Here is a 17,248-nt window from a genome sequence, read left to right as displayed (position 1 = left end):
ATGAGTGAAAGAATATCGCGGGAAGAACTCGTAAAAATCTATAATATAGAAATCACTTTTTTTGATGAGCTTGTAGACTATGGGCTGCTGAATATTCAGATTGAAAACAATATTCATTATCTGATGTATGAAGATCTGCCCGATCTGGAAAAATTTGCCAACTGGCATTACGATCTTGAGATTAATCTGCCTGGTCTGGAAGTGATTCATAATATGCTGAAAAAACTGGATGCTCTGAATCGAAGAAACAGAGAACTGATGAATAAACTTTCTGCCATAAGTGATCAATATGAAGATATTTAGTTTAGTTTTGTAGCTTTTTAAAGCAAACTCTATAATTATGAATGAAGAAAAGGTGATTACACTAAAACCGGACAGGAAGATTTTTGAAGATATTTATTTTAGCGGTAATCAGGGAAGTCTGCTTTTTTCACCTACTACGAAAATTAAAACTATCGTTACCATAGCTGCTGCATTGATTGTTTTCATCGTTTTTCTATTAAAAGATTTTATGAGTAAAGAAAATGCAGGCGTTTTATACTTCCTGAGTTTTATATTTTTACTTTGTGCTGTTTTCTTATCTGTAAGCGTTAATAAAGTTTCAAGATGGAAAAAACAGGTGAATCATTATCTGAGCACACTTGAAAGATGTAAAGTATACGAGATAAGATTTGATGATAACTTTTTCACAGTGAATATCGATGGTGAAAAAGAAACCAGCGAATGGAAAGATTTTGAATATTTCGACAGCAATAATGAATTTATTTCTCTGGAAGGAAAATACAGCTATATGTTTCCCAGAAAATCAATGAATGAGAAAGAATACAGTTTTCTCAAAAATACATTGAAAGAGAAAGTTAAAATCGATTAATAATAAAAAAACGGAGCAAAATTATTTTGCTCCGTTTTTTTATTATGTACAAGTTAGCTTATTTGTTCTCTTCCAACCAGCCCATTTCCTTCATCCACTCGTCATTGTAGATTTTTCCTACATATCTTGAACCATGGTCATGAAGTAAAACTACAATTACATCATCTTTCGTGAACTGATCTTTCATCTGAATCAAAGATGCAATAGCACTTCCTGCAGAATATCCACAGAAAATACCTTCTTCTTTCGCCAGTTTTCTGGCGTAGATGGCACCGTCTTTATCTGTTACTTTTTCAAAGTGATCAATCACAGACATATCATAGTTTTCAGGAATAATATCTTCCCCGATTCCTTCTGTAATGTATGTGTAAGCATGATCATAATGAAGCTCACCCGTTTCATGGAATTCCTTCAGAATAGAACCATAAGTATCTACTCCAATTACTTTAATATCTGAATTTTTTTCTTTAAAGAATGTTCCACATCCTGTGATTGTACCTCCTGTTCCGGCTCCTACCACAAAATGAGTTAGTTTCCCTTCAGTCTGTTCCCAGATTTCCGGAGCGGTAGATTCATAATGAGCCGCTCTGTTGGACAAGTTATCATATTGATTTACATACCATCCGTTTTCCGTTTCTTTTGCCAGTCTTTTGGAAACTGAATAATAAGAACGTGGGTCGGTAGGCTTTACATCAGTAGGACAAACAATTACTTCAGCACCTACAGCACGAAGAATATCACATTTTTCTTTTGACTGTTTAGAATTGGTTACAAAGATACATTTGTACCCTTTGATGATGGCAGCCAGTGCCAGTCCCATTCCTGTATTTCCGGAAGTTCCTTCGATAATAGTTCCTCCAGGTTTTAATCTGCCGTCTTTTTCGGCATCTTCTATCATTTTAAGAGCCATTCTGTCCTTTACTGAGTTTCCAGGATTGAAGGTCTCTACTTTTGCTAATACTAATGCCGGAAAATCTTCACCTAATACTTTGTTAAGCTTTACCAGCGGTGTGTTACCTATCGTTTCAAGGATATTTTTTGCGTATTTCATAAATGTTTTATAAGCGGCACAAAGATAAGGCTTTTAAAATTATCTGTGCTGTGGATAACGTGTGGATAAGTTGTGGATAACGCCGAAATCAATTGAAATACACCTGATAACTTTCAATTATCAATTATCAATTATTGTGTTAGTTGTATTTAATCGCCTTCACCGGAGAAATCTTACTGATCAGGTAGCTTGGGATAATCAAAGCCAGCCCTGAGATAATAAGAATTCCTACTGAGATAGAAATGATTGCAATCGGATTAAGGTCTACAGGAACTGTACTTACATAATAATTTTCAGGATTAAGTTTGATGATTCCAAAGAATTTCTGGATTAAAATCAGTCCTAATCCGATAGCATTTCCATACAAAAGTCCAGGGATCATAATAATCAGGGTATAATTGATAAAAGTGGCTCTTATCTGTGAATTGCTTGCTCCTAATGTTTTCAGAAGACCAATAGAATTGGTTCGTTCAATAATAAGAATCAGAAGAACCATGATGATATTGATAACCACTACAATCAGCATGATAATAATGATCAAAGCAATATTGGTGTCAAAAATACTGATCCAGTCTGTAATCTGTGGAAATTTTTCTGTCGCTTTTTCAGCATAGTTTTTATAACCGATCAGTTTTTCAATTTCAGGAAAATCTTTGTCGATATCATTTACATTTTTCAGAAAAATATCTATTCCACCAATTTCATCAGGTTTCATATCCTGAATTTTTCTTGCATGGTTGATTCCTCCGATAACAAATTGTTCGTCAATCAGTTTGATGTCAGTTCTATAAATTCCGATAACTCTGAATTTACGGTAAAGTGGTTTTTGATCTGCTTTTAAAAATACAGTAACAATGCTGTCATTTACTTTAAGATGAAGATCTTTTGCGACTTTCTGGGAAATAGCTACATCATTGTTAAATCCTTTCTCTGTTACTTTTGGTGTTGTTCCGGCAATAAGGAATTTTTTAAATCTTAAACTGTCAAAATCTTTTCCTATTCCCTTAAATATAATGCCTGCGAAATTGTGCTCATTACGCATAATTCCGGTTACCGTCACATATTTTTGGGTACTTTCCACATCAGGAAGCTCTTTTATTTTGGCAATATTCAATCCCTGATTATCCAGTACAGAAGTATTGTATGAGGAATTCGATCGTGTAGATCTTACGGTAATATGTCCGCTGAAATCAGCCAGCCTCTCCTTGATAGCTTTTTTAGAACCAAAACCAGTGGCTACAGTAATTAAGGAAACAATAATTCCCAATGCTACGGAAAGCCTGCCAATGAAGATGATAACCCTTGAAAGGTTATTTTTGTTATCTTTGGAAAATGCTATTTTTCTAGAGAAATATAAAGGAAATTTCAAGCTTATGAATTTAGATTTCAAAATTAAAAATTTACTTCTGATTTGCCTAATTTTTTTAGGAGTATTCAACCAATATTATTCTCAGACTCAAGTTCAATCGGATTTTAAAACCGGTGCAGACCAGCCTGAAATCTACTTACCACTGTTAAAAAATAAAACGATAGGAGTGGTGACCAATCAGACAGGTTTAATGAGTGATAAAACCCATTTGGTTGATTTTCTTGTAAAAAACGGAATTAAAATCAAGTCTATTTTCGCTCCTGAACATGGCTTCAGAGGAGATGCAGATGCAGGTGCAAAAGTGAAAAATGGAGTAGATGTGAAAACAGGAATTCCAATTGTTTCTCTATATGGAAATAATAAAAAGCCAAAACCTGAACAACTTTCAGGAATTGACATCGTTGTTTTTGATATTCAGGATGTCGGAGTGAGATTTTACACCTATATTTCCACTTTGTCCTACCTGATGGAAGCCGGAGCTGAAAATAATGTGGAGATCATGGTACTGGACCGTCCCAATCCACATGACGGATATACTGACGGACCTGTCTTGAGAAAAAAATGGACAAGTTTTGTTGGACTTCACGAAGTTCCCGTAGTATATGGACTGACAATAGGAGAGTATGGAAAGATGGTGAATGGGGAGAAATGGCTGAAAAATGAAGTTCAGGCCAAATATACGCTTGTTCCCATGAAGAATTATCATAAAAAACAGCGTTACCCAATACTTGATAAACCTTCTCCTAATTTGCCTAATGACAAAGCAATCAATTTATATCCAAGTCTTTGCTTTTTTGAAGGAACTCAGGTTTCTGTAGGAAGAGGAACAGATCTTCCTTTTCAGATTTATGGTTCTCCATGGACGGAAAATCTGCCTTATCATTTTACGCCAAAGCCGAGCTATGGTGCTAAAGATCCTTTTCTAAACGGAAAACTATGCTATGGTGAAAACCTTTCCAATTATCCTAAAGATCTAAGAGCACTTAATCTGGAGTGGGTAATCAAAGCCTATCAGAATTATAAAAACCCTCAACAGGATTTCTTTCTGAAAAATCTATGGTTTGATACTTTATCCGGAACTGATGAATTGAGAAAACAGATCATCGCAGGAAAATCAATTCCGGAAATTAAAGATTCATGGAAAAAAGATCTGGAAAATTTCGAAAAGATCAGGACCCGATATGTGGTGTACGAAGACTAATTAATCAAAATTTTGGGGCGGATTTTTATCATTTCTGCCCTTATTTAATATAAAGAGGCCCACAGTTAATCCGACAACTCCTGCAAGAGCCGTCATTAATGCCCTTTGTAATTTATCAGGCAGATCATTTCCGATATAGTTCATTAAAAAAAGAATCACAAAAGTGATCACTGAAATGATGATATGATTTCTTCCTAATAGTTTCATTGTATTATTTTAATTTATAAGAAATCATGACTCCTCCTCTGTATGGGATGATTTCACCACTTTTATTAAATTTTTCTGCAGAATCATAACGTTTTCCTGTAGACTTGTCATAGCCTTTATAAAATCCTTGTGATGTTCCAATAGTTCCATAAATGTCCAGATTCCAACGCTCAGATAATTGAAATTGATATCCTGCTGTAACACCCAGCATCACAGAAAATCCTTTCTGGTAGAGGTTGGAGTTTTTAAGGATTTCTCCATTCCAGTTTTCAAAAGTGCTGTCATTCCAATAACTCCATTTTGTTGCATTGTAAGCAGCTACGGATACGTTAGCTCCTACATACCAATGTTTGAAAGCCTCAGTAAAGTAATATCTTCCTTCTGCAGAAATAGAATAAAACTGTAGTTTATGCCCACCGAAAGATTTCCATGGGGAAATGAAAACATCTCCCTGAATTGTATATTTTGGACTTATCTGTTTTTCTATTCCAAGGTTTAAAATCCCGATCGGAGCAAATAAAGCATTCCCTTTTATGTATAAACTTTTATCCTGTCCTCCTTGTTCCTGTTCCTGAGCGCTCAACGTAGTTGCCGACAGGAAGGCTAGTATGCCCGCTGCTAATAATTTATATTTCATCCAGTATTAATGTTTATTTTATTTGCTTTAATAATTCATCTGCCAGTTGAGAATCCTTATTGCCCTGAACTGCCATATTTCTGGACATTTCAGCGTAGTTTTTTGCCATTTCTTTATTTCCCGTAAGGTGATAGAGTTTAGCAAGTATATAAGTGTTTTCAGAAGTTTCGCTTCTCATGACAGACTTTTCTGCCCATTCGGTAGCTTTCTTTAATGAAGCCGGTGTTTTCACATGATCTGCGAATATCCATGCTGCTCTTAGAAGCTCGTTAGGATCAAAGGCATCAGAATTTTTATAATAGTCTAAAGCCGCTTTTTCGTATTCAGGAAAATTACTGTTCTGTTCATAATAGCTGAGTTTCGTCTGATTCAGTTTTTTAGTTGCAGCTTCTTTTCCTACCAATGGTTCGGCAGTTTTCATAAAATAGTCATCGTTGATTTTTTTATTTTTATCATCAATCGACTGTTCTACTATTTTTCCTAACTTCAGCTGTGCGTCAAATTCGGTATAAGTTTCTTCAGGGAGATATTTAATGATCTCTGCCTTTCTGGATGCAAAAACATTATAGTTGGTATCTTCTGATGATTTTACGAAATAAAGAAGAAACCCAATTTCATCCTTTGTAAGCTCTTCAGTTTTCTTTTTATTCTGGAAATATCTTTCGGAAGCTTTTTTTGCGAATTCATAATCTGAATTAGCGTTAAGCTTCATAATGTTGATCAGGAATTCCGGATCTTTTTCACCACTAGCGAAACGGTCTTTAAGAGATCCCTTTTTATTTCCGGGTGAATTAATGTCCTGTGCCATTGCCACAAACAGACTTTCCTCCATATACCCTGTATTTCTGGAAACAATTTCACCTTCACCGTTCAGGAAAAGATAAGTAGGATAGGAACGTACTCCGAATTTTGAAGCAATGTCTCTTCCTTCTCCTTTCTCCATGTCAAATCTTGCATTAATGAAGTTCGTGTTGTAGTAATCACTTACAGCTTTCTGAGTGAATACATTTTTTTCCATCATTTTGCATGGACCACACCAGGAAGCATATGCATCAATAAAAACCAATTTCTTTTCTTTCTTGGCTTTTGCAATAATATCTTTGAATGGCAGCTCCTGAAACTGGATGGCTTCCTGAGCAGAGATTGCGATGGCACAAAAAATAGATATCCCGGAGATGATCTTCTTCATTTTCAAATAAGATTTGTAGGCGAAGATAATTAATTTTCAAAATATAGCGTGCTGAATCTGTGGTCTGAATGACGATATTAACTAACTTTAAGACTTAAGCTTATATAGTTTTTTGTTTTTTCAACTTAAAACATAAAAGATTCAATACGCTTTTATCAAAGGTTTTATTTTCAATATGCTGTATTCGGTTTTAAAAAATTATAATCTAAATTTAATTCACTTTTCAGTCCTGAAATCTTTGTTATATCTTTGCAAACGAATAATTTATATGTTGAGGAACCTACAATTTAGAGAATTTGATTATTAATTTTAAACACGCTTTATCCAAAAAGTCCATTTATATTACTGCTTTATCTGCCTGCCTGATTGCTGTGGCAGCATTTGCTGTTCTGAGTCTTCTGATCACTGAAGACAGCCGTAAAAATACCGATGATTTTGCAAAGAAAACCTTTTTCCGAAAATATGAATCCATAGAACATGAGTTCAGAAATATTGAAGATTATCAATATCTGCTTCGCGCACTGATTCAGAAAGACGGTCTGAAGAACTATAAGGATTATTCTTCGGTTTTAAATGATTTAAACAAAAAAAGGAATCTATTGCCTTATAGTTGGTATTATTATGAAAACAGTGATTCAGGAAAGTCTGAGAGCAATAATCCCTTATCCGATATTTTCAAGAAGACAGATCATAAAGAGAATTCTATTGTGATAAAAAATAACGGTCCTGGACATTTCAAAGACCTTTTGCTTACCAAAAAGGATAGCATGTATTGGATTAGTTACGATTCTTTGATACTGCCTGATAAAAACAAATTGTACTATGGTTCTACCGTGAGCCTGGATGATCTTCATCAATATTTTATTAACGTAGATAAAAGTTCCAATACTTACGCCTATGTTTTTACTAAAGAAGGAATCTGTATTACCCATCCGGAGAAAAAGTATATTGGAAAGAACATTTTTGATTTTACAGACATTAAACCTAATGATACCTTAACCAGTAAAACTGAAGCAGGATATACCAAAGGAACAGCAGTTTCAGAATATCTGGGAGTTGAAGTAACACGTTTCATAAAACCTTTAAAGACAGATAATTTTGAAGGATATACCGTAGTGAATCATGTGAATTTTATTATTGATGAAAATATCAGCAAGATAAAAGCTTATACCGTTTATATTTTCCTGGCAGCGCTTTTTCTCATCGTAACGGTTTTTATATTGTTCCAGAGAGCAACCAATCTCGCTTATCAGGAGAAAGAGAAAATACAGTCTGAGAAAAATTTATTATTGATAGAGAACGAAAAGATGCACAAAGCAGAAGTGATCAATCAGCTTCAGCAGCTTAAAAATAATATCAATCCACATTTTCTTTTCAATTCATTGAACTCCCTTTATATGCTGATCGGGATTAATAAAGAAAATGCACAGAAGTTTACCATGAACCTCTCTAAGATTTACCGGTATCTTATAGTGCCTCCGAAAGATAATATTGTTCCGGTCTCGCAGGAAATCAAATTTATTCAGCAATATATGGAACTGCTGAAAAGCAGGTTTGATGAAGAGATGAAGTTTGAACTGATTATTAATGCTCCGGAAAGTCTGGAAAAAAGAATTCCCTATTTATCCCTTCAGATTGTCACGGAAAATGCGACCAAACACAATATTGCAACCATAGATCAGCCTCTGGAAATCATCATTACCGTTGATGAGGATGGGATCACGGTAAAGAACACATGGCAGCCTAAAGCAGAAACAGTGCAGGGAGAGAAATTCGGAATTGATTATTTGAACCAAATTTATGGATATTTTAAGAATAATCTTCTTCATATTTCTGTAGATGGTGAATATTTCGTATGTTTTTTACCTTTAATGGAGTAAAAATAAAATCCATTCACTCCCAAATTATCACCATTCACTCCCTAATATTATATATATGATTCACGTTACCTATAGCTTTGCGAGCTGAAACTAAGATATTTACTATTTGGAATGAATCGGACTATTTTAATGAAGAATTACAGGCTTGCCCTGTATCTCGGTCTTGCTATGGCTTCACCAATGGCAATAGCACAGAAAAAAGATAAAGATACGGTAAAGGTCAACAAAGAAAAAACGGATAAGACAGAGACATCTTCCTCAAAGAAAACCAAAAAAATTGAAGACCTGATCAAGAAAGGAACCTATAAAAAAGGACTCTTTAATACCATTCAGGTAAAGACGGATATTTATTTTGAAATTCCTGACAGTTTGATGGGACGTCAGTTTTTGGTGGTTAACAAACTTTCTCAGGTACCCATGCAGGTCAATGAGGCAGGTTTGAACAAGGGAATGAATTATGAAAATAAAGTCATTTCCTTTCACCGTGATCCTGTAGCTAAAAAAGTATGGGTGAAAACTGTGGTTCCTAAAGTGTCATCCCCAAAAAATGATGCCATTACAAAATCTGTGAAAGACAATTTTTCAGAATCTGTAATTGAGGTCTTTGATATTGAGGCACAAAACAGTGATTCTACAGCTGTGGCAATTAAAGTCAACAAAGTTTTTGATGGAAATCAGAAGAGCTTTAATGATGTTCTTGCCAATGTAGGATTGGGAGGATCTGTGAAATCAAGTCTTTCTTATATAGAAGGAGTGAAGACATTTCCTAAGAACCTTGTGGTGAAGTCTCAATTATCTACTTCTGTAAATGAAGGTGGAGTAGATCTTCCGGTAACTTTAGGCGTTACAACCAATCTGGTTCTGCTTTCTAAAATACCGATGAAGCCAAGAGTATCGGATTCAAGAGTCGGATTTTTCTCCGAAAAACACTGGTCGTTTAATGACAATCAGCAAAAAATGGATGAAAAGTTTTTCATTACCAAATGGAATCTTGAACCCAAAGATGAAGATAAAGAAAAATATTTAAGAGGAGAGCTGGTAGAGCCTAAGAAACCAATCGTTTATTATATCGATCCGGCAACTCCAAAACAATGGCGTGAGAAAATCATTGCCGGAGTACATGACTGGCAGGCGGCGTTTGAGCAGGCAGGATTCAAAAATGCAGTGATTGCGAAAATGCCGGATGAGAAAGATGAAGATTTTGATATTGATGATGTAAGATATTCTGTGATTACTTACGCCGCTTCGCCAAAGTCAAATGCAATGGGACCATCAGTAGTAGACCCGAGAAGTGGGGAAATTATCGAAGCAGATATCATCTGGTGGCATAATGTAATGACTTCTCTTCATGACTGGATGAGAATTCAGACAGGACCTATTGATCCAAAAGCAAGAGGAAATAAATTCAGTGATGAACATATGGGGGAAGCCATCCGTTTTGTTTCATCTCATGAAGTAGGACACACTTTCGGACTGAAGCACAATATGGGAGCATCCTTTGCATTCCCGGTAGAGTCGCTTCGTTCCAAAGAATTTACAGATAAAATGGGCGGTACGGCACCTTCCATTATGGATTATGCACGTTACAATTACGTAGCTCAGCCGGAAGATGGCGTTACAGCAATCACTCCTAAAATTGGACTTTATGATAAATATGCCATCGAATGGGGGTACCGTTGGTATCCGGATGAATTTGTTGAGAAAAAAGCGCTGAAAAACTTAATTGAAAAGCACGAGGATGACCCGATGTATTTCTATGGTGAGCAGCAGAGCTACCTGGAGACCATCGATCCGCGTTCGCAATCTGAAGATTTAGGGGATGATGCGATGAAAGCCAGCGAGTACGGAATGAAAAATCTGAAAGTGGTGATTAATAATCTCTTAAAATGGACCTATGAAGACGGTAAAGAATATACAGATACCGGAAAACTGTATCTGGGAGTGATCGGGCAGTGGGATCTGTATACAGGTCATGTAATGGCGAATGTAGGAGGAATTTATCTGAACAATACTGTTTTTGGGAATAAGAAGAAAGCTTACGAAGCTGTACCCGCAGAAATTCAGAGAAGAGCAGTTGATTATCTTGTTAAAAATGCGATCAACCTTCCGGAATGGTTATTCTTTAATCCGATTACAGAAAAGACGTATCCGGTTAAAGATTCACCAATGGGACCATTCGAGCAGACGCCGTATACCCTGGCAAGAGGAATGCAATATGGAACTATCTATTCCTTATTGATGGATGACAGGTTGTTGAGGTTACTTGAAAATGAGATGAAACACCAGGTTTCAGGATCTAAAGAAGAAATCTACACGGTAGAGAATTTATTTGATCAGGTAAGAACGGCTATTTTCAGTAAAAAAGGAAGCCTGACGATGCTTGAGAAAATGACCCAGAAAAATTATGTGGATGCTCTGATCGTTTCTGTGAACAAATTATTTGAAAAAACAGCGGTAAAAGGATTGAAAGTAGATGATACTTTGAATATGCCGACCATCTGTAATTTCCATGAAGAGGATCACGGTTTGAGAAATATCAATTATTCATCCATGAAAAGAGTATCTGAAGTGACGACTTACAAGAGAGCAGAACTTCAGAAAGTTCTGGACTTACTGAACAGAACAAGGTACAGAGGTGATGATGCTTCCAGGGCTCATTACACAGATTTAATCATTCGTATACAAGAGGCTTTAAACAAATAAACGGCAATGAAAAAAACTCTAATACTTTTACCTCTTTTGGCTGCTAATATAGCAATGGCCCAGCAAAAGAAAACCATCACCGGGAAAATTGAAGATGCAAATACATCTAACATTATTACCGGTGCATCTATAAAAATAGAGACTCAGTCGGTCTCTACAAAAACAGAATTAGCAGGAATTATCGAAAGTGTATCAGTAGGTACAGTAACCGATAAGGACGGAAAATTCATTCTGGAAATTCCTGAAGATACAAAAACAGTCTTGGTAAGTTATCCAGGTTACGAATCCAGAGTTATTCAGCTTAATGAAGGACAAACCAACTATACCATCAGACTGACTTCTGAGATTTCAGATAAAAATAAAATCCAGGAAGTTATCATTACCGGATATCAGAAAATTGAAAAGCGTAAGCAGACCTCAGCGGTTTCTACAGTGAAAATGGACAACATCAGTCAGGCTGGTGTTGCCAGTGTAGATCAGATGCTGGCAGGGCAGATTGCCGGTGTGGCTGTAACTCCTGAAACGGGAGCTCCGGGAAGTCCGGCGAAGATCAGAATCAGAGGTACTGCTTCTCTTTCCGGCCCTCAGGACCCGTTATGGGTAATTGACGGTCTTCCGTTAGAAGGAAATGATGTTCCGAACTTTACCGATAAAGACAATATCGACCAGCTTCAGAACTTCTCTATCGCGGGCTTAAACCCGAATGATATTGAAGATATTACCATCCTTAAAGATGCTGCAGCAACAGCTATTTATGGAGCAAGAGCAGCAAACGGTGTTATCTCCATTACCACTAAAAAAGGAAAGAAAGGAAGTCTGAAACTGAATTTCTCAGCAGATACTTTCGTTACATCACGTCCTGACTTTGATAAACTAAACCTTTTAAATGCCTCTGAAAAAGTAGATCTGGAACTGATGCTTGCCAAGCGTGCAGATCTTACGTATCGTGCAGATAAAGGAGAAGTAATGAGAATTCTGACTCAGAACACCCAGCTTGATGCTTTCAGAAACGGAGGTTTTGATGCGTTGAATTCATTCACACGCCAGCAGATTAATGGTTTAAGAAATAACAACACAGACTGGGGCAAACTATTGTACAGAAATGCCATCAACAAACAATACGGATTAAGTGTCTCCGGAGGAAGTGATCGTGCAGATTATTATTTCTCTCTGGGATACTATGATGAAGAAGGAACAACTATCGGGACAGGTTTTAAACGTTATAACCTGACTTTAAAAAATAATTATAAATTAAGCGATAAGTTAAATGCAGGAATCTCTATTTTCGGAACGCAAAGTGAACGTACATCTTTTGTAACGGATGCTGATGCTTCAATAAACCCGGTTAACTATTCAAGAAATGCTAATCCATATCTTAGACCTTTTAATGCAGATGGAAGTTACAACTATGATAAAGATATGGATGGTTTTGAAGACCGTTATATTCCTTTCAATTTCCTTGAAGAAAGAGAGAATACAAACTATTCTCTCAAAAATAACTCTTTGAAAGCGATTTTAGATTTAGAATACAAAGCTTCAAAAAGTTTAAGATTTACCTCTCAGTTGGGTCTTCAGTATGATGCTAATAAAACAGAGAAATTTGCAGCAGAGAATACCTACTTCACCAGAAAAATGAGAGAAAATACCCGTTACTACAAAGACGGTAAATACAATTACTTTCTACCGGCTGGTGCGGTAAAGCAAAACTGGGATAATGATTTCTTCCAGTACAACTGGAAATTGCAGGCAGCGTACAGCACAAAGATCAATAAGCATGAAATTGATTTGATGGCAGGTACAGAAATCCGTAAAACAGAAGATAACACGACTATCACAAGGGCTTTCGGATACGATCCTGCAACAAGAAGAGCCACAGCAATCGTTTTCCCGAATTCAAGTTTTGCAGCGGACAAAAGATATGAAACCTACCGTGAAGCAGCTCCTATAGAGAATGCTTATGCGTCTATGTTTGCTACAGCTTCTTATACGTACGATCAGAAATATACATTCTTCGGAAGTGTAAGATATGATGGAACTAACCTTTTCGGGGTTAACAAAAAGTATAAATACCTTCCAATCTGGGCCGTTTCAGGATCATGGCTGGTAACGAAGGAAGACTTTATGAAAAATATTTCTGCAGTTTCCAACCTGAGACTGAGAGCATCTTATGGTCTTCAGGGAAATATTGACAGAAACACTTCACCATTCTTTATCGGTGAATATAACGATGCCACCATTCTTCCGGGAGGAAAAGAATCCATTATCAATGTTCTCAGCCCTCCAAACGATAAATTGAGATGGGAAAAAACTACCAATACCAACTTAGGACTTGATTTAGGATTGTTCAATAACCGTGTAAGCCTTACCGCTGATGTCTACAGCAGAAAAGGAACGGATATGATCAGTATGAAAGAAACTCCTTTGGAAACTGGTTTCGAATATACGATGATGAACTGGGGAAGCTTAACCAATAAAGGTTTTGAATTGGCCATATCTACCAGAAACATCAATCATGATAATTTCAAATGGACAACTACCATCAACTTTGCTCACAACAAGAGTAGAGTATTGAGCGAGCAGCCGCGTGATAATGCATTGCTTCCCTCAAGAGAAGGACTTCCTGTAAATGCTGTTTTTGCTTTGAAAACTGCAGGAATGGATGAACAGGGAAACCCATTATTCTGGAAAGGAGATCAGAAGATTTCAGCAGCAGAATTCTTTAAGTTATATGATGTATATGCAGATTTCCTACCAGGGCAGCTTGTTGATACCAAACTTTCAAATGCGGAGCTAAGAAGCTTGTTTACCTATGTGGGAGACAGAGATCCGAAATTTACCGGAGGTATTATCAACACATTTAAAGTAAGTAATTTTGACCTTACTATCTCTGCAACATTCAACCTGAAGCAGACGGTAATGAGAACTCCTTCTTACCGAGGTATGGAGTTAGACCGAGGAAGAAACTACACAAGAGATATTTATGAAGCTGGAGGTTCGCTTCCGGGAATTACAAGTCCTGATATGGAAGCTAACCCGGACGGATGGATGGCGAATAAATGGTTTACCGGAAACCGTTCAAATGCTTACAGCTTACTGGATGTATGGGCAAAAGAAATCAGCTATATCAGAATCAGCAGTATCCGTTTGGGTTATACACTTCCTAAAGAATTTACAAATCCGATGGGAATCACAAGTTTGAGACTGAGTGTTGAAGGGCGTAACCTGTTTGTATTCAGTAACGGATATAACGGATATTTTGATCCGGAAACGTATGGTAATATTTATGCACAGCCTATCACCAAGTCGGTGACCGTAGGATTTAATGTTTCTTTTTAAAACTTGAGAAAAATGAGAAAAATTACAGCAATCATAGCACTTGCAGCAATCAGCTTTAGCAGTATCGGATGCGACAGGTTTTTAGATATTCAGCCTGAAGGGAAAGTGATTCCTACGACTACTGAAGACTATAGAAAAGTCCTTACATCTGCGTATTCAAAATATCCTGTTCACAAATCACTGGTGGCACTTCGTACCGATGAGGTGAGTATTGATGATAATTCAACAGATTTTATTTCCTATCGTGAAATTGCGATGTGGAAAGACGCTAACAATGATCAGGCATCTACAGAATTTCCATGGGTAAGCTTTTATTCCGTGAACTTCTATCTGAATCAGATTATCAATGAAGGAAGCAAAACCATGCAGGACTCTCCTGAAAAGAACCAGATTTTAGCAGAAGCGTATGCTCTTCGTGCTTACCTTTATTTTGATATGGTGAATTTATATGGAAAGCCGTACAATAGTGCTACAGCTTCTACTGACAGAGGAGTTCCTATCAATCTTGAAATTGATCTTGAGCAGGTATTGAAGCCGTCTTCTGTACAGGAAGTATATACACAGGTTCATGCAGACCTTAAAAAGGCTGAGGATCTGATGGTGGAGCAGAAACAGGTACTGGGAGTCAATTATAGATTCTCAAAAACAGCATTGCTGGCATTTGAGGCAAGAGCCGCTCTATATGAAGGAGACTGGAATAAGGCTTTAAACTATGCAGATCAGGTATTGGCAGTAAAAGGAGATTTGAGCAATTTAAATACTGTCAACACACCACCCAACCATTATGCTTCTCCGGAGTCTATCATGGCTTTGGATAATACATGGGATAACTCTATAAAGAATTTATCTTTTGCATCTCCGGAATTGATTTCTTCATACAATTCTACGGCAGATAAAAGGTTTGGCATGTATTTTGAAAAAAATGGTAGTAAGTATAAAGTCACCAAAGGAGGAAGTTTAGAATTTAAAGTATCTTTCAGAACAGCTGAACAATACTTTATAAAATCTGAAGCATTATTAAAGTTGAATAAACTGGCAGAAGCTAAAGAAACACTTCTGAAAGTATTAAAAAACAGATATACTCCGGATGGATATACTTCAGTACAAAATGCAGTAAACTCAATGGATTCTGCAGCATTTATGACCTTTATTCTGGATGAGAGATTCAGAGAATTTGCTTTGGAAGGCCAAAGATGGTTCGACTTAAGAAGAGCAAATCAGAAAAAAATAAGCCACACCATTAGTGGTAATGAGTATATTCTTCAGCAGAATGATCCGCGATATACTATTGAATATCCAATGAGTGCGAAGAAGAATAACCCTAATTTATAGAACTTCATATCAAATTCAATACAGAGGAAGCCGCTTGAACTTAATTGTTTCAGCGGTTTTTTTGTACTTTTGCATCGTTATGAAAATTGCCATTATAGAAGATGAGCTGCTGGCTGTGAATTATCTGAAAAATCTTTTAGATACACAGAACATTGTCCCTGTTACAGAGACTGTTATTCTTCGTTCCAAAAAACAGGCAATTGATTTCTTTGAGAAAGATTCGGCAGATCTCATTTTTATGGATATTCATCTTGGAGATGGAATGAGCCTGGAAATTTTTGAACAGATAGAGCTTTTTACCCCGATTATTTTCATTACCGCATTTGACGAATATGCGATGAGGGTTTTCAGACATTTCACCATTGATTATCTTCTGAAGCCTTTCGAGGAAGAAGATTTGCATAAAGCTTTACAAAAATTTATTTCCATAAGAAATAATTTCGACCCTGAACCTGTACTTAAATCTATTTCATCACTGCGACAGGCAGGCGATGAGGTCATGAAACGTTTTATGGTAAGAGAGGGGAATAAACTCAAATCAATAGACGAACATAACACCGCTTATTTTTTTGCATCCGGGAAATACCTTTTCCTCACTACTAAAGATCATCAGACCTATATTTATGATGATACCATTAAAGATATTATTCAGAAGTTGAATCCTGAAATTTTCTTTAAAATAAACCGCAAGTTTATCATCAATAAAGACGCAGTTTCAGAAATTATCAAACATTCCAGCCAGAAAGTAGAACTTAGGCTCTCACCGGAACCGGAAGTGAATACTGAAATTTTTATCAGTAAAATGCAAATCGCTGAATGCTTAAGCTGGCTGAATAAGTAATTCTACTTTTGGGCTACAGAAATGAATGATCATTAATCAGTTATTTTACTGTGTAGTCAGAAAATACCCGAAACATTTCTTACCATTCGATTTTATCTGATTAATTGATCTCAAATGTGAAAATTATTAATCAAAATAATAAAAAAAGATCTACTACACCGGTACTACTTTATTTATTTTTAAGTTTAATTTGTTGTTATTCAGTATTTTGAAAATTATTAATTGTTTGGGTACAATACACGAATTAATGAATTAATAATAATTTTTCAGCAAAATTTTTATTTGCAGTCTTTGCTTTCGTTTTTAAAACTTCACTCACTGCGAACAGCCCATAACTTTAAATTAAACCTTATTACTTCTTATTATTTTTACAAGATTCTGTGATTTTCTGGTCATAAAAAATTGGAACAAATTCATTATTATCATCATAATTATCTGTTTTTATAATGGTAAATTATTGTAAATCAATCGTGTAATATTGTGGTGTATCTCTGTAGTACCTGTTATTTTTGTTTTTTATTGAAAATATATAAGTTTTGTATAAGGTTTCATTTTATGAATTTGTAGTGATTTTTGTATGAAACTTTAAGATTGCATAAGAAAATCCCGGAATAGGGATTATAATTTTCAA

General features: G+C 36.0%; 13 protein-coding genes. 8 read left to right on the top strand and 5 right to left on the bottom strand.

Translation table 11 applies throughout. The features are described from left to right. The gene (locus BUE84_RS17290; RefSeq protein ID WP_079242769.1) at positions 1-303 is read left to right on the top strand and encodes a chaperone modulator CbpM; all 303 of its coding nucleotides are present in this window, start codon (positions 1-3) and stop codon (positions 301-303) included. A gap of 37 nt (positions 304-340) precedes the next feature. Next, a complete protein-coding gene (locus tag BUE84_RS17285) occupies positions 341-871 on the top strand; it encodes a YcxB family protein (RefSeq protein ID WP_079242768.1) in 531 nt (176 codons plus the stop codon). 58 nt (positions 872-929) lie between these two features. On the opposite strand, the gene BUE84_RS17280 is transcribed toward BUE84_RS17285, so the two are convergent. Both BUE84_RS17280 and BUE84_RS17275 read right to left on the bottom strand, forming a co-directional pair. Further along, complete coding sequence (locus tag BUE84_RS17280) at positions 930-1,922, bottom strand: PLP-dependent cysteine synthase family protein (RefSeq protein WP_079242767.1); 993 nt, start codon at positions 1,920-1,922, stop codon at positions 930-932. Positions 1,923-2,061: 139 nt separating this feature from the next. After that, a complete protein-coding gene (locus BUE84_RS17275; RefSeq protein ID WP_079242766.1) occupies positions 2,062-3,291 on the bottom strand; it encodes an ABC transporter permease in 1,230 nt (409 codons plus the stop codon). A 4-nt stretch (positions 3,292-3,295) separates the two neighbouring features. Between BUE84_RS17275 and BUE84_RS17270 the strand changes: the two genes are divergently transcribed. Further along, the gene (locus BUE84_RS17270; protein ID WP_079243971.1) at positions 3,296-4,492 is read left to right on the top strand and encodes an exo-beta-N-acetylmuramidase NamZ domain-containing protein; all 1,197 of its coding nucleotides are present in this window, start codon (positions 3,296-3,298) and stop codon (positions 4,490-4,492) included. On the opposite strand, the gene BUE84_RS17265 is transcribed toward BUE84_RS17270, so the two are convergent. From BUE84_RS17265 to BUE84_RS17255, 3 genes are read right to left on the bottom strand one after another with little or no spacing between them, the layout of a single operon-like run. Next, a complete protein-coding gene (locus BUE84_RS17265) occupies positions 4,493-4,699 on the bottom strand; it encodes a hypothetical protein (protein ID WP_079242765.1) in 207 nt (68 codons plus the stop codon). Between the two features lie 4 nt (positions 4,700-4,703). Further along, on the bottom strand, positions 4,704-5,336 hold the full coding sequence (locus BUE84_RS17260; protein ID WP_079242764.1) for a DUF3575 domain-containing protein: 633 nt from the start codon (positions 5,334-5,336) through the stop codon (positions 4,704-4,706). Between the two features lie 13 nt (positions 5,337-5,349). Beyond that, the gene (locus BUE84_RS17255) at positions 5,350-6,525 is read right to left on the bottom strand and encodes a thioredoxin family protein (protein WP_079242763.1); all 1,176 of its coding nucleotides are present in this window, start codon (positions 6,523-6,525) and stop codon (positions 5,350-5,352) included. A 296-nt stretch (positions 6,526-6,821) separates the two neighbouring features. Here BUE84_RS17255 and BUE84_RS17250 point away from each other — a divergent pair, with 296 nt between their 5' ends. The 5 genes from BUE84_RS17250 to BUE84_RS17230 all read left to right on the top strand — a co-directional run bounded on the left by BUE84_RS17250 (position 6,822) and on the right by BUE84_RS17230 (position 16,617). Then, positions 6,822-8,405 (top strand): histidine kinase, encoded by a 1,584-nt coding sequence (locus tag BUE84_RS17250; RefSeq protein WP_079242762.1) that lies wholly within the window; start codon positions 6,822-6,824, stop codon positions 8,403-8,405. Positions 8,406-8,534: 129 nt separating this feature from the next. Further along, complete coding sequence (locus BUE84_RS17245) at positions 8,535-11,108, top strand: zinc-dependent metalloprotease (RefSeq protein ID WP_238594282.1); 2,574 nt, start codon at positions 8,535-8,537, stop codon at positions 11,106-11,108. A 6-nt stretch (positions 11,109-11,114) separates the two neighbouring features. Beyond that, positions 11,115-14,444 (top strand): SusC/RagA family TonB-linked outer membrane protein, encoded by a 3,330-nt coding sequence (locus BUE84_RS17240; protein WP_079242760.1) that lies wholly within the window; start codon positions 11,115-11,117, stop codon positions 14,442-14,444. Positions 14,445-14,456: 12 nt separating this feature from the next. Continuing rightward, positions 14,457-15,776, top strand: coding sequence for a RagB/SusD family nutrient uptake outer membrane protein (locus BUE84_RS17235; protein WP_079242759.1), 1,320 nt, complete (start codon positions 14,457-14,459; stop codon positions 15,774-15,776). 79 nt (positions 15,777-15,855) lie between these two features. Further along, the gene (locus tag BUE84_RS17230; RefSeq protein ID WP_079242758.1) at positions 15,856-16,617 is read left to right on the top strand and encodes a LytR/AlgR family response regulator transcription factor; all 762 of its coding nucleotides are present in this window, start codon (positions 15,856-15,858) and stop codon (positions 16,615-16,617) included. The last annotated feature ends 631 nt before the right edge of the window (positions 16,618-17,248 follow it).

This window comes from Chryseobacterium indologenes, assembly GCF_002025665.1.
Lineage (GTDB): Bacteria > Bacteroidota > Bacteroidia > Flavobacteriales > Weeksellaceae > Chryseobacterium > Chryseobacterium metallicongregator.
Note: the sequence above shows the minus strand (reverse complement) of the source record. Positions and strands in the feature narration are given on the sequence as shown.

Coding starts and splice junctions, on each gene's coding strand:
- BUE84_RS17280 (WP_079242767.1), bottom strand. CDS start 1,922: ATGAAATACGCAAAAAATATCCTTGAAACGATAGGTAACACACCGCTG.
- BUE84_RS17290 (WP_079242769.1), top strand. CDS start 1: ATGAGTGAAAGAATATCGCGGGAAGAACTCGTAAAAATCTATAATATA.
- BUE84_RS17230 (WP_079242758.1), top strand. CDS start 15,856: ATGAAAATTGCCATTATAGAAGATGAGCTGCTGGCTGTGAATTATCTG.
- BUE84_RS17260 (WP_079242764.1), bottom strand. CDS start 5,336: ATGAAATATAAATTATTAGCAGCGGGCATACTAGCCTTCCTGTCGGCA.
- BUE84_RS17235 (WP_079242759.1), top strand. CDS start 14,457: ATGAGAAAAATTACAGCAATCATAGCACTTGCAGCAATCAGCTTTAGC.
- BUE84_RS17255 (WP_079242763.1), bottom strand. CDS start 6,525: ATGAAGAAGATCATCTCCGGGATATCTATTTTTTGTGCCATCGCAATC.
- BUE84_RS17240 (WP_079242760.1), top strand. CDS start 11,115: ATGAAAAAAACTCTAATACTTTTACCTCTTTTGGCTGCTAATATAGCA.
- BUE84_RS17245 (WP_238594282.1), top strand. CDS start 8,535: ATGAAGAATTACAGGCTTGCCCTGTATCTCGGTCTTGCTATGGCTTCA.
- BUE84_RS17265 (WP_079242765.1), bottom strand. CDS start 4,699: ATGAAACTATTAGGAAGAAATCATATCATCATTTCAGTGATCACTTTT.
- BUE84_RS17270 (WP_079243971.1), top strand. CDS start 3,296: ATGAATTTAGATTTCAAAATTAAAAATTTACTTCTGATTTGCCTAATT.
- BUE84_RS17285 (WP_079242768.1), top strand. CDS start 341: ATGAATGAAGAAAAGGTGATTACACTAAAACCGGACAGGAAGATTTTT.